Origin of the sequence: Rhodococcus sp. LB1 (assembly GCF_001583455.1) — a bacterium.
Classification (GTDB): Bacteria; Actinomycetota; Actinomycetes; order Mycobacteriales; family Mycobacteriaceae; genus Rhodococcus_F; species Rhodococcus_F opacus.
Window position 1 is genome coordinate 1 of record NZ_LTCZ01000070.1, and the last position, 12962, is coordinate 12962.

Consider the following 12962-nt stretch of genomic DNA (forward strand, 5'->3'; position numbering starts at 1 on the left):
GAACGCGACCACACCTTCCAAACCGGATTGAAATGGATTGGTACGGCCTGCTGTTCGTGTCCATTGGACGTCGCTGTGGTGGTCATCTCGGCGTTCTTCGTAATCGATTCTGCGGTGGGTGTTCTCGATATCCCTCAGGAGCGGCGAAACTCGGCGGGGCGCCTGTTGAGGAACGCGGTGACGCCTTCCTCGAAGTCGGGGGTGGCGAGTAGCTCGAGCCGCCCGTTCCGTTCCCGTGCGAACGCATTGTCGAGTGCCGGGAGTCGTTCTGCGAGGAGAGCCATCTTCATGCACGGGCGCGGCCGATCGACGCGGCGGCGAGGGCGGTCGCTCCGCCGTCCGGCATGAGACCGACCTTGGTGAACGCAAGAAGGAAGTAGCTGGACTTCGTAGCGACAGTGAGGTCGCATGCGAGCGCCAGGGATACGCCGACACCCGCGGCGGGTCCGTTGACTGCATCGACGACAGGACGGGAAACGCGCGGATCACGGCCACGGTTCGGTTTGCGGCGTCGATGGTCGCGGCGTCAATGGTGGCCGCTGTCGGCCGGTCGTTCGTCGTCGTGGTCGACAGGTCGGCACCGGTGCAGAACGCGCCACCGGCGCCGGTGAGGACGGCCGCGCGGACCGCCGAATCGCCGGCACGCGACTCGAAGGCGTCTGTGATCGCGTCGACGTTTCGATCCGCACCGCATTCATGCGCGCCGGCGGGTCGAGGGTGGTGACACGGAGGAGGCCGGCGTCGAGGGTCGTGACGACACCGGGTAGGTCGGCGGGCATGGGGATCCTTCACCGTATCGGGAGTCGGCTGACGTGGAAGAATTCGACGTCAGCCCGCAGCAGCGTCGATGAAGATGTCGATCGTCAACGGGGCGGTTCCACCGTATGTCGTGAAATCGGTGACGCCGGATTCGGTGAGGACTTCGACGTCGAGGACGGTGCGACCGTTGTCGGTGCCTGCGGGACGGCCGAGCAGTTCGATCGCGGCGTCGGCCATGATCTCAGGGGAGCGGGAGTGCTCCAGGCTGTCGTGGCCGCCGAGCAGGTTCCCGACCGCTGCCGTCGCGATCATCGTCTGCGGCCACAGGCAGTTGCTGGAGATGGGTAGATTCGCGTGTTCGGCGGCGATGCCCAATGCCGCCAGCGTCATCCCGTACTTGGCCAGCATGTAGCCCGGATGGGCGCCCAGCCAGTGCTGCGACACGTTCAGCGGTGGCGAGAGCGTCAGTACGTGCGGTGCGGAGGATTTCTGCAGGTACGGAAGACATGCCTGGGTCAGCGCGAAAGTGCCGCGCACGTTGACCTGTTGCATCAGATCGAACCGCTCGAGCGGCAGGTCCTCGGTCTTGGAGATGTCCAGCACGCTTGCGTTGTTGATGACGATGTCGATGCCGCCGAAGTTGTCGAGGGCGGCATCGACGACCCGGGCGATGTCGTCGTCGTTCCGGACGTCACCGACAACGGGTACAGCGTGTCCGCCCAGCTCGTTGAGTTCTGCGACGGCGGTATGAATCGTCCCGGGCAGTCGAGGGTCGGGGGTATCGGTCTTGGCGAGCAGGACGACGTTTCCACCGCGGCTCGCGATCGCGCGGGCAATGGCAAGTCCGATACCACGACTTCCCCCGGACATGACGGCGGTTCTCCCGTGGAAGCTTGTGGTGTTCACTGTGATCCCTTCGTTGTTGACACTGAGACGCCGTTCGCGCCTGTCGAACTGGACGGGATCGCTCGAAAACAACCCTGTACGACGGTGTCTCGGGGTGCCGTGCGTCGCTCATCGAGCAGTCCGCAGGCGTTGGCCGAGCGCTCTTGACGATAGGAGAGTCCGGTGATGGTGACCACGTCCGCGAAGCATCAAGAAACAGATGCCCTTTGTCCTGTCGGGACATGCTCGGTTCGTGCCGGTGGAGACCTGGACGGCCGGCTCGGCGGAAATATGCAGGTAGGGATGCTGAGGGGGACGTTTCGGGTAAATCGTCATGCGTGGGTGACGACTGCTCTATTGTCTTCGCATGGCTTCACACGACGAGCGCGCCGCGCTGTTGGTCGCACGAATCGCGGGCTCGCTCAACCAGCGACTGGTGACGTTGACCGCCGATATCACGGATGTGCTGTACAGCGAGATTCCCGACCTGCGTGCCGATCGGCAGCTGTTCGACCTGCTCGGGGCGAGTGTCGAAGGCAACCTCGACACCATCTTCCACACGCTGCAGCACAACATCGCACCAGAAAATCTGGAGGCGCCCGCTGCGGCGATGGAATACGCGAGACGCCTTGCTCAGCAAGGGGTTCCCGTCAACGCGCTGGTGCGCGCATACCGACTCGGGCAGACCAACCTTCTCGAGCTGGTGTTCGACGAGTTGGGTGGGGGAGCGGTCGAGCCGGAACTCGGTGTGCCGGTGCTCGAGCGCATCATCACCGTGATGTCGGTGTATATCGACAGGGTGTCGCAGCAGGTGGTCGAAGTCTACGAGCGTGAACGGGAACGGTGGCTGGCCCACCAGAGCAGTGTTCGTGCCGTCCGAGTCCAGGAAATCCTGGCGGGCAACGAACGCCCGGACGCCGGGGCCAGCGCCGCCCTCAACTATGTTCTGCATCAGAATCACCTGGCGGCCATCATCTGGGTTCCCGATACCGGTTCGGGAGACATGCTGGCCAGAATCGAATCGGCGGCGCACGACGTCGCAGGGTTCATGGGTGCAATGACCGATCCGTTGTTCGTGGCGGCCGACCGCGTCACCGGATGGGTATGGGTCCCGCTCGGTACGCGGGCGGCTCCCCGGCGAGGGTACGGTGAAGTGCGCGATTTCCTCGAGGCCCGCCATCCGGGGCTGGTCATGGCCGTCGGCGGAGTCACCAACGGCCCGGAAGGATTCCGGCAGTCGTACACGCGTGCTCAGCGTGCACGAGCGCTCGCGATCGCTGCAGGAAAGAATGCCCCCGTGGTGACCGCGTACGACGAGCCGGGAGTGTCGACGGTCGCACTGCTGATAGAGGACGTCGCGGCGACCCGGGCGTGGGTGCGCAGCGTCTTGCGTGGTCTGGCGGCCGACAACGAGAACGCGGCCCGCCTGCGCGAGACCGTACAGGTCTACCTCGCAAGCAACCTCAGCAATGTCGCCGCGGCGAAACAGCTGGATCTGCACTATAATTCAGTGAAGTATCGGGTGAAGCGGGCCGCGGAGGAACGAGGCGAAGACTTCACCGGGGATCGCCTGGCCGTCGAACTCGCCCTGCTCGTGTGCCAATGGCTGGGACCTGTGGTCCTGACGACGGATCAGGCGAAGGGCGAGCCGATGGTCAAAGGAGTGGGTGGGCGGTAATGGTGGGGTCGGTAACCGTCCGCGGCGGATCACCGGGATCGCTCACCGCGTCCTCGAGGGCGATGTAGTCGCCGAAGGACAGTCCGGCTGCCGCCAGGAGGGCTGCGTACAGTCGATTCAGCATGGTTCCTCGGTTCGTCTTCGTCGTGGGGTGGATCGCGCGCCCGGCACCGCAGGATCGTTGCGGTGCCGGGAAACGCTGTCGGGTAGGGGGATCGTCCCTCAAATCGTACTGGTGCGGAGCACGCGCTGGGCTCCGTGCCGATTCTGATAAGGATGACGTGGCGCGTCGCGCTCGCAGTGCCCGATTGTGTTCCTCCCGGCGCGACGACGCATGACCGCGGCGCCGATCCCTTCCAAGGGCGGGATCGTCGTTGCCAGCGCACGTGCCAGCCGCATGGCCTCCGGCAGTACCTCGTGTGGATGGACGACCCTGTCGATCATTCCGCAACGCAGTGCCGTCTCCGGCTCGAGCGCGTCGCGAAGAAGCACCGACCTGGCCTGGAGACGGCCTCCGAGTGCCCTCGCGTCGGGATCGCAGTCCGCGTATCGTCCCATTCCCCGCGACCCGAGCGAGGCGTGAGAACTGACGATGGCTGCGTCGCATGCCAAGATGAGATCGAGGCCTCCACCCGAGGCCGAGCCGTTCACGGCTGCAATCAGCGGTTTGCGCATGTCATGTCGGACGAAGCCGCCGAACCCCCATTCCGGGTGTCCGGGTGCGTCGATGCTGTGCCCGGCGGTCAGGGCGGCCAGATCCGCCCCCGCACAGAAGGTATCTCCCGCACCTGTGAGGATTCCGACCCGAAGGTCGGGAGAGTGGGCCAGTGTTTCCATCGCCGCGCCGACCGCAGCGGAGACGTCCGAGTTGACGACGTTGCGGACCTCGGGACGATTGAGGGTTATCACTGCGATCGGACCGTGCCGCGCCAGGAATGCCGCACCACGGCGATCCCATTTCCCGGACTTCTCCACCGTCACAGCACATCACCGCCAAGTCTGCGCAGGTGTCGCAGTGCGGATTGGGCGGCGTTGAATCCGCTCATCCCGTGGGCGCCGGCTCCCGGCGGCGTGGACGCCGAACACAGGTAGGTGCCGGGGATCCCGGTGCTGTACGGGTCGAGGGCGATACGTGGGCGCAGCACCACCTGGGTTTCGCTGTTGGCGCCGCCGATGATGTCACCGCCGACGTAGTTGGCGTTCGACTCGGCGAGCTTCACGGGCCCACTGCTGACCGTGGCGACGATGCGGTCGCGGAAGCCGGGGGCGAATCGTTCGATCTGCGCGGTGACCGCCTCCGTCGCGTCGCCCGTGTAGCCGTGCGGGACATGGGCGTACGCGTAGAGCGGATGCAGGGTTCCTTTCGATCGGCTGGGGTCGGCGAGGTACTGCTGTCCGACGAGGACGAATGGCCGCTGCGGCATCTTCCCCGTCGCGACGTCGCGTTCGGAGGTGGCGATCTCGGCGAAGTTCCCACCCAGGTGGACGGTCCCGGCGCGGCCGCAGTCCGGGTTGCGCCAGGGCACCCCGCCCTCGACGGCGAAGTCGACCTTGAATGCCGCCGGCCCGTGCCGGAACCGGCGATACGCCCGCGCGACCCTGTCGGGGACACGTTCACCGAGGATACGCAGTGCGGCGGACGGTGCCAGGTCGAGCAGGACGACGTCCGCCGGGGGGATATCGGCGACACTGTTCACCCGGACGCCGGTGGTGATCTTGCCGCCCCGGTCGGTGAGCAGGGCTGCGAGTGCGCCGGTGATCGATTGCGATCCGCCCTCGGCGACCGGCCACCCGTAACGGTGGCCGGCGGCGACGATCATCATCCCGACCGCGGACGTCGCCGGACGGTCGAGGCGGTAGTAGGCGTGCGCGGCGGCGCCGCCGAACAGTGCGCGGGCCTTGTCGGTGCGCCACCAGCGGGCCGTCACCGCGGCCGGGAGTAACGCCCGGGGCCCGAAGCCGGCGAGCCGCAGTGGATGCCGGGGCACGTTCGCGATCGGACGCATCAGGTCGGCGGCCAGGTCGTCGAAGCCGTCGGCGAGTCCGCCGAACATGCGCTGCCAGCGGGCGCCGTCCTCGCCGAGTCCGGCGGCGGTGGCCGCGATCGACCGGTGCAGCAACCCTGCCTCACCGGAGTCGAGGGGGTGGGCGCAGTCGATCTCCGGCCACTTCCACGTCAACCCGTACCGGCCGAGGTCGAGGGTCTGCAGGTACGGCGACCCGGCACCCATCGGGTGGAACGCCGAGCACTCGTCGTGCAGCAGTCCGGGGACGGTGAGTTCGCCGGAGCGGGTGCCGCCGCCGATGGTGTCGGCGGCCTCGAGGACCTGGACGTCGACGCCGTGCCGGGCGAGGTGGACCGCGGCGGCGAGCCCGTTGGGCCCGCTGCCGACGACGACTGCGGTGGTCACGGCCGCACCACCAGATCTGTCTCCTGCATCTTCGCCTCCCGCGTCCGCACGTTCGAGCCGTCTCCGTCCAGTGTCCACTGCACGTCGAACGGAATGGGACCGTTCGGCAGCCACGGCTGTTCGTTGATCGCGTCGGACACCCTGTACGTTCCCCGCTCGATGACACCGAGCGCGGCGTCGATCACCTTGTACTGCTGAGTGCCCTTGTGGATGGGCTGCGATTCGATCCAGGCGACGACGAACTCGCCGGGCGCGAAGTTGCAACGCCGCTGGAGTGCGGCGATCAGGAACTCGTTGTGCAGGTGACCGTCACCGAAGTTGAACGCCACCAGCGAGTTGCAGCTGAACTCGGCCTCGCGCAGCGAGTAGGTATCGATGTCGTCGCCGAGGTGGCGCATCATCAGCGAGAACAACGCCCGTCCCTGGCTGTGCATCGACCGCCAGCCGAGCAGCTGGTGCATCACCACGTCCGCGACCTCGGGCGGATAGGTGGCGAGCAGCTGGGTGCGCGTGTTCTTGCTGGGACGGATGATGTGCTCGTCGAGCTTCTCCTCGGCGCCCGGTGCGAAGGCCCAGGTGGCGGAAGCCCAGTTGCCGGCGTACTGACGCATCGACGGCAGGAACGAGACGAGGTCGGGGCGCAGGTTGCCGAGGATCGGGAAGAACACCAGGGCGGCGACGATCACCGCGGTCAACCACACCGAGGACATGTCGGCGACGCCGTACCCGTCCCAGGCGGGGAATCCGAGGAACAGGAAGATCGACGCGTAGGCGAACAGCAGGTTCCACTCGAGCGGCACCGCCAGCGGGAACGTGGACAGGATGAACAGGTGGAACGCGACCATCAGCGCGACCGCGAGCAGCGTCAGCGTGCGGTTGGTGGAGAACAGCAGCACCAGCGGGGTCACCACCTCCACGACCGTCCCGAGAACATGGGCGACACCACCGGCGACGATCGACGGCCGCAGGTCTTCGGGGAAGTTGCGGTAGTGCGCGCGCTTGATCTTCTTGAACGGCATCCACGGGGTGTTGCTCAGCATCGGCGGCACCACCATCGAGAAGTGGTGTCCGAGCTTGGAGACGCCCGCCCCGACCCACACCGAGACGATCAGCAGCTTCAGCGCGATGATCATGTCGACGAACGGCAGGACCCCGAAGAAGACGATCGCGGGCAGGTACTGCTCGCTGCGGGCGGCGATGAAGATGACCTTGTCGCGCAGGCCGATCAGCACCAGCAGCACGATCAGGGGAAACAGCACCGCGGGGCGGACGAGTCCGGAGTTGTCGGTGATGGCCGCGTCGATCGACGACGTGTGCACGCCCGGAAGTACCAGCGCCACAATGATGTTGATCAGTAACGCCGCGTAGATCAGGACGTCACCGACGGTGCGGGTGTCACCCGAGGTGAACGGCACCTTGCCCGGCCACGGTGGGAGCCGGATGGTCCCGGGGCGCAGCCAGTACAGGATGCCGCCGGTCATCGGCTTGAAGTGCCCGGCGAGCGGCCCCCACGAACCGGCGAGACCCACCGATTCGAGCAGCACCGTCCACAGGATCAGTTTCTGGTAGACGATCGGCTGGTTCCACCAGGCGCCGGCGTCGAGGACGTTCAGGCCGGACGTGAACGTCGCGAGCGACAGTCCGATGCCGAGGTAGAGGACGAGCAGTTTCAGAATGTAGATGGTGTGCACCATCTTCGGGGTTCCGAAGCCGTAGTCGACCCAATGGGTGGACATGGCGCGCAGGCGGTCGCGGAACGGGAGGTCGAGGAAGGCGGCGGGGCCGACTTCGGGGAAGTTCCCGGTCTTGAATCCCATGGGAGGCTCCTGAGGGTAGGGGGCATCGCCTCGGGTGCGTCCCGAGGTGTGGAGTGGGTGAAAGTGGTGTCAGCTCACCGATTGCGGTCGGTGCCGGCTCCGCAGTCCCGGCTTGTCGATCTTGCCGACGGGGTTGCGGGGCAGCGCGTCGACGATGTGGATCGCCACCGGCAGTTTGACTTTCGTGAGCCGGCTGCTCAGGTGCTCGGCCAGGACGTCGTGGGTGACGGCAGTGTCCGGGTACGTGACCACGTATGCGACCGGCACCTCGCCGTACACGTCGTGCGGGGCTCCGATCACGGCCGCCTCGAGGACGTCGTCGTGGGTGGCGAGAGCGTTCTCGATCTCCTTGGGGTAGATGTTCTCCCCGCCGCGGATGATCATGTCCTTGATGCGGTCGACGAGGGTGAGGTAGCCGTCGTCGTCGAGTCGGCCGACGTCGCCGGTGTGGAGCCAGCCGTCGACGACGGTGCGTTCCGTTTCCTCGGGGCGGCCGAGGTAGCCGCGCATCACGTTCGCGCCCCGGATCACCACCTCGCCGACCGTTCCCGCCGGCACCGGTGCCCCGGACTCGTCGACGATCGCGATGGTCTGCCCCGGCAGGGCGGGGCCGACGGTGCCCAGCTTGCGAACGCCGGCAGGCGGATTGCACGCGGACGCGCACGTGCCCTCCGTCAGCCCGTAACCCTCCACGATGACGAGCCCGAAACGCTGCTCGGCGTGGTCGAGGAGTTCCTTGGAGATCGGGGCGGCCCCGCAGACCGCGAACCGCAGCGAGGAGGTGTCGCCGACGGTGTCCTGGGAGACCAGAAGGGCGTAGATGGTCGGAACCGCGGAGAAGTACGTCGGCCGCAGGCGGGCGACGTCGTCGAAGAACCGAGCTGGTGAGAAGCGCCCGGTGACGCTCAGCTGACCGCCGGCGAGCATCGGGGTCAGGAAGCTGACGCAGATCGCGTTGACGTGGAACAGCGGCAGGATCAGGAGGCAGTGGTCGTCGGCGGTCAACGAGAAATGCTGCACCATCGACGAGCTCATGAACTGCAGGTTGTCATGGGTGAGCATGACGCCTTTAGGATGTCCGGTCGACCCGGACGTGTAGATCAGCAGGGCGAGGTCGTCTCCGCCGGCGGTGGTGCCCGGTGCCCAGGCAGGGTCGGGGATCGTCGCCATGTCGTCGACGGCGATCGCCGGACGGCCGCCGGTCGGTGCGTCGGGTCCCTCGTTGACCACGAGAATCGCTGTGGCGTCGTCGATCTGGTACTCGGCCTCGCTTGCGGTGAACGTGGGATTGACCGGGGTCGCGGCCGCGCCGATCCGCCAGGAGGCCATCAGGGCGATGAGCAGTTCCGCCCGGTTCGGCAGCATGATCGCGACGACGTCGCCACGTCCGACGCCGTTCTCGGACAATTGTGCGGCGAAGGCGTCGACCCGCTCCGCGAACTGCCGGTACGTCAGTTCGAGTCGGTCGTCGCGCAGGCACGGCGCGTCACCACGCTGTGCGGCGAGGTCCCAAGCGAAATAGCCGATGTGCGACACGATTTCGTCCGCCCTTTCGTTGTGGTGTGATCCACAACACTATCGACGGGTTTGCGTGCGAGAAACGGCCTCGGGGGCTCGAGTTCGGGCGGTTCGTTGTCGGTTGAGCACAATCGCGACCGTCCGGGGGTTGACACCGCGCCGCGGGCGTGGTCAATATATGCAAACGCTTAGAAAATAAGCACATGCTTAGAACTGAGGGGCTGCAGGTCCGCACCGACTGCCGTCCACCACGTCAATCGGTAGGAGTTACTCATGCCCGAGGCCGTCATCGTCTCCATCGCCCGTTCCCCGATCGGTCGCGCCATGAAGGGATCGCTCAAGGGCATGCGCCCCGACGACCTCGCCGCGCAGATGGTCCAGGCGGCACTCGACAAGGTGCCCGCGCTCGACCCCACCGACATCAACGACCTCATCCTGGGCTGCGGCCTGCCCGGCGGCGAGCAGGGATTCAACATGGGCCGCAACGTCGCGGTCCAGCTCGGCTACGACTTCATCCCCGGCACCACCATCACCCGGTACTGTTCGTCGTCGCTGCAGACCACCCGCATGGCACTGCACGCGATCAAGGCCGGTGAGGGCGACGTCTTCATCTCCGCCGGTGTCGAGACCGTCTCCCGGTTCGTCAAGGGCAACTCCGACTCGCTGCCCGACACCCAGAACCCGCTGTACGCCGACGCGCAGACCCGCACCGAGAAGCTCGCCCAGGGCGGCCAGCAGTGGGTCGACCCGCGTGAGGAGGGGCTGGTCCCCGACACCTACATCGCGATGGGCCAGACCGCCGAGAACGTCGCGCAGATCACCGGCATCACCCGCGAAGAGCAGGACCGGTGGGCGGTGCGCTCGCAGAACCGCGCCGAGGCGGCAATCAACGAGGGCTTCTTCGCCCGCGAGATCACCCCGGTGACCCTGCCCGACGGCACCGTCGTGTCCACCGACGACGGCCCCCGCGCCGGCACCACCTACGAGGCCGTCAGCCAGCTGGGGCCCGTGTTCCGCCCGGATGGCACCGTCACCGCCGGCAACGCGTGCCCGCTCAACGACGGCGCCGCCGCCCTGGTGATCATGTCCGACACCAAGGCCAAGGAGCTGGGGCTGACCCCGCTGGCCCGGATCGTGTCCACCGGGGTGTCCGGGCTGTCGCCGGAGATCATGGGTCTCGGCCCGATCGAGGCGTCCAAGCGTGCCCTCGCGATCGCGGGACTGGGCATCTCCGACATCGACCTCGTCGAGATCAACGAGGCGTTCGCCGTGCAGGTGATCGGGTCGGCGCGGGAGCTGAACATCGACGAGGACAAGCTGAACGTGTCCGGCGGCGCGATCGCCCTCGGCCACCCCTTCGGCATGACCGGTGCCCGCATCACCGCGACCCTGCTCAACAACCTGCAGACCCACGACAAGCAGTTCGGTCTCGAAACCATGTGCGTCGGAGGCGGACAGGGCATGGCCATGGTGCTCGAGCGGCTGTAGGCGGCTCCGCCGCCCGTGCGTGGTTGACGAGTGCAGAGACTCGTTAACCACTCACGGGCGCGAAGCGCCTACGCCAGGCCCGACAGCGGTGGCGGGGTGTTCTCGTCGCGCCAGGCGATGGCCTCCTTCAGAGTGCCGAGGTCGTAGTCGGGACCGCCCACACCCACGGTGAACAGGGTGACGCCGGCATCGACGTGGGCTGCCGCGTCGTCGACACCCGGCCACGACGTGGAGTGCTGGATGCTGTCGGGGCTGCGTCCGGCATCGCGTGCGTACCCGGCGAGGATCCCCGACTTACGTTTGTAGGTGTCCATGTCGCTGAAGCTGTGCCAGATGTCGCCGTACTGCCCGACCAGCGGCAGCGTCTTCTTCTCGCCGCCGCCGCCGATGAGGATCGGAATGTGCCGGGTGGGTGCGGGTTCCAGCTTGCCGAACCGGGCGGTGATCCGCGGAAGGTACTCGGCGAGCAGGTTCAGCCGCGACCCCGCGGTGCCGAATTCGTAGCCGTACTCGTCGTAGTCGCGCTCGAACCAGCCCGAGCCGATGCCCAGGATCAACCGCCCGCCGCTGATGTGGTCGACGGTCCGGGCCATGTCGGCGAGCAGATCCGGGTTCCGGTAGCCCGCACACGTGACGAGCGCACCGATCTCCACCCGCTCCGTCTGCTCGGCGAACGCCCCGAGCATCGTCCAGCACTCGAAGTGGGCGCCGGCCGGATCGCCGTACAGCGGATAGAAGTGGTCCCAGTTGAAGACGATGTCGACGCCGGCGTCCTCGGCCCGCAGCACCGCGTCGCGGATCAGCCCGTAATCGGGCGCGTGCTGCGGCTGAAGCTGGACACCGATGCGAACTGGACGAGTCATTCGTGGCTCCTCGGATGAGTGCGGAGACCCTGCGTGCAGGGCCGGTGCGTGCAAGTCCCTCCCTGAACCATATTGCTCGCCCGTGCCGAGTGCGGCTACTACGGCAAGTGACCCATCTGTGTCGATTGGGTAGCACCGGATCTGTGGTGGGTCACCGTCCGGCAGCCGTCGACACTTGCAATGAATTGGGCTCTGCATAGAGCGAGCCTCGAATCTGAGCGATGAGTCCGACGCGGACGGGCGTCTAACCGCGTCGTGCGGTGGTGTCTCGCACCTGGATTCCGTAGGGCAATTGCTCATTGCGTGGGGGGCTCTCGTCGCCGGCGATGCGCTGCAGGAGCATTCGTGCGGCGCGACGGCCCATCAGATCTCGCGGGACGGTCACTGTGCTCAACTGCAGGGGCCCGGCGCTGGAAAAACTCATGTCGTCGAATCCCGTCAAGGCCACATCCTCGGGGACTCGTTTGCCGATTTCTCGGCAGACATCGAGAACGCCAAGGGCGATCAGGTCGTTGCCGCAGACGACCGCGGTGGTCTCGGGGTGTTCGGCGAACAGTGCTCGCGCGCGCAGTGCCCCAGACGTGCGGGTCAGTTCGCCCCACAGGTCGGGTTCGTTGATCGCGCGCAGGCCTGCTTTGTCGAGGGCGTCGCGGTATCCGGCCATGCGGTTGACGGACACGCTGGAGGTGTCGGGGCCACCGAGAACGGCGACCTTGCGTCGACCGGTCGCGACGAGGTGCGAGGCCATTTCGAACGACGCGGAGTAGTCGTCGATTCCGACCCAGTCGGACGGTTCGTCCTCGAGTTTGCGGTAGAGCTGCACGACGGGGATGTTTTCGTTACGGAGCTTATCGAGGAGCGGCTTGTCGGTGGCGACGAGCGAGGTGAAGATCAGGCCGCTGCAGTTTCGATCGACCTGCGCAAACGCGACGTCCGATTGCCGGGAACCATCCACGCCGACGTGGGAGACGAAGACTTCGTAGCCGTCTTCCGCGGCCGCGGCGACCACACCCCCCGCGACCTCCGTGTAGAAGGGGTTCGCGATGTCCGCAAGGAGCAGCCCGATGGCTTTCGTGGTGCCGGAGCGCAGTTCTCGGGCGATCCTACTCGGACGAAATCCCATCTCGTCGGCAATCGCGAGGATCCGCTGGCGGCGCTCGTCGCTGACCCCGGGAGCCCCGCTGAGTGCGTAGGAGACTGCTGCCGACGACACCCCAGCCTGGCGGGCGACGTCGCTCATCGTCACGCGGCGGGGACGGCCACCGCCTCGGCGGGCGCCGCTCAAAGGCGGAGGAGGATCGGTCATAACCGAAAGCTTAGTCGGTTAAGTGCCTCGATCAGGCCGGGCTCCCATGTGCCTTGGGCTGCACGAAGTGGATGACACAAAAGGGATGCTGATTCGTTTAAGTTCATTTTTGAGGCGCATATTTCGACATGTGGGACGTGTGGCGGTTTGAGTCCTGAGCTATAACTGCAGTTCAATTGCTTTCGTGGGCCGACGGACTCAGTGACTTGTGCGCTGGAACACAACGATGTAGCGTCA

10 protein-coding genes and 1 pseudogene are annotated in these 12962 nt (G+C 66.5%); 2 read left to right on the forward strand and 9 right to left on the reverse strand.

Translation table 11 applies throughout. From position 1 onward, the window contains the following. Nucleotides 1-134: 134 nt before the first annotated feature. Together AZG88_RS13070 and AZG88_RS13075 are read right to left on the reverse strand one after the other, a co-directional pair. Nucleotides 135-779, reverse strand: a pseudogene (locus AZG88_RS13070) (enoyl-CoA hydratase-related protein). Nucleotides 780-828: 49 nt separating this feature from the next. Continuing rightward, entirely contained in the window at nt 829-1665 is an 837-nt protein-coding gene (locus AZG88_RS13075; RefSeq protein WP_061697938.1) for an SDR family oxidoreductase, read from the reverse strand. A gap of 346 nt (nt 1666-2011) precedes the next feature. Between AZG88_RS13075 and AZG88_RS13080 the strand changes: the two genes are divergently transcribed. Continuing rightward, complete coding sequence (locus tag AZG88_RS13080) at nt 2012-3322, forward strand: PucR family transcriptional regulator (RefSeq protein WP_061697934.1); 1311 nt, start codon at nt 2012-2014, stop codon at nt 3320-3322. Here AZG88_RS13080 and AZG88_RS51625 read toward each other — a convergent pair. The 5 genes from AZG88_RS51625 to AZG88_RS13100 all read right to left on the reverse strand — a co-directional run bounded on the left by AZG88_RS51625 (nt 3300) and on the right by AZG88_RS13100 (nt 9086). Further along, on the reverse strand, nt 3300-3446 hold the full coding sequence (locus AZG88_RS51625; protein ID WP_156517476.1) for a hypothetical protein: 147 nt from the start codon (nt 3444-3446) through the stop codon (nt 3300-3302). The two genes, AZG88_RS13080 and AZG88_RS51625, sit on opposite strands and share 23 nt — an antisense overlap. 98 nt (nt 3447-3544) lie before the next feature. Then, nucleotides 3545-4303 carry an enoyl-CoA hydratase/isomerase family protein gene (locus tag AZG88_RS13085; protein WP_061697935.1) on the reverse strand — a complete coding sequence of 253 codons (759 nt, stop codon included), beginning with the start codon at nt 4301-4303 and terminating at the stop codon, nt 3545-3547. Beyond that, on the reverse strand, nt 4300-5733 hold the full coding sequence (locus tag AZG88_RS13090) for a phytoene desaturase family protein (RefSeq protein WP_061697936.1): 1434 nt from the start codon (nt 5731-5733) through the stop codon (nt 4300-4302). The genes AZG88_RS13085 and AZG88_RS13090 overlap by 4 nt, the downstream gene beginning before the upstream one ends. Next, nucleotides 5730-7550, reverse strand: coding sequence for a DUF3556 domain-containing protein (locus AZG88_RS13095; protein WP_061044682.1), 1821 nt, complete (start codon nt 7548-7550; stop codon nt 5730-5732). The genes AZG88_RS13090 and AZG88_RS13095 overlap by 4 nt, the downstream gene beginning before the upstream one ends. Before the next feature lie 69 nt (nt 7551-7619). Further along, complete coding sequence (locus tag AZG88_RS13100) at nt 7620-9086, reverse strand: class I adenylate-forming enzyme family protein (RefSeq protein WP_061044681.1); 1467 nt, start codon at nt 9084-9086, stop codon at nt 7620-7622. Between the two features lie 255 nt (nt 9087-9341). Between AZG88_RS13100 and AZG88_RS13105 the strand changes: the two genes are divergently transcribed. Continuing rightward, nucleotides 9342-10556: an acetyl-CoA C-acetyltransferase gene (locus tag AZG88_RS13105; protein ID WP_061697937.1), complete on the forward strand. Its 1215-nt coding sequence runs from the start codon at nt 9342-9344 to the stop codon at nt 10554-10556. A gap of 68 nt (nt 10557-10624) precedes the next feature. Here the strand turns inward: AZG88_RS13105 and AZG88_RS13110 are convergent, their stop codons facing one another. Together AZG88_RS13110 and AZG88_RS13115 are read right to left on the reverse strand one after the other, a co-directional pair. Next, nucleotides 10625-11419 (reverse strand): LLM class F420-dependent oxidoreductase, encoded by a 795-nt coding sequence (locus AZG88_RS13110; RefSeq protein ID WP_005264455.1) that lies wholly within the window; start codon nt 11417-11419, stop codon nt 10625-10627. Between the two features lie 244 nt (nt 11420-11663). After that, a complete protein-coding gene (locus AZG88_RS13115) occupies nt 11664-12725 on the reverse strand; it encodes a LacI family DNA-binding transcriptional regulator (protein WP_231913964.1) in 1062 nt (353 codons plus the stop codon). Nucleotides 12726-12962 lie beyond the last annotated feature (237 nt).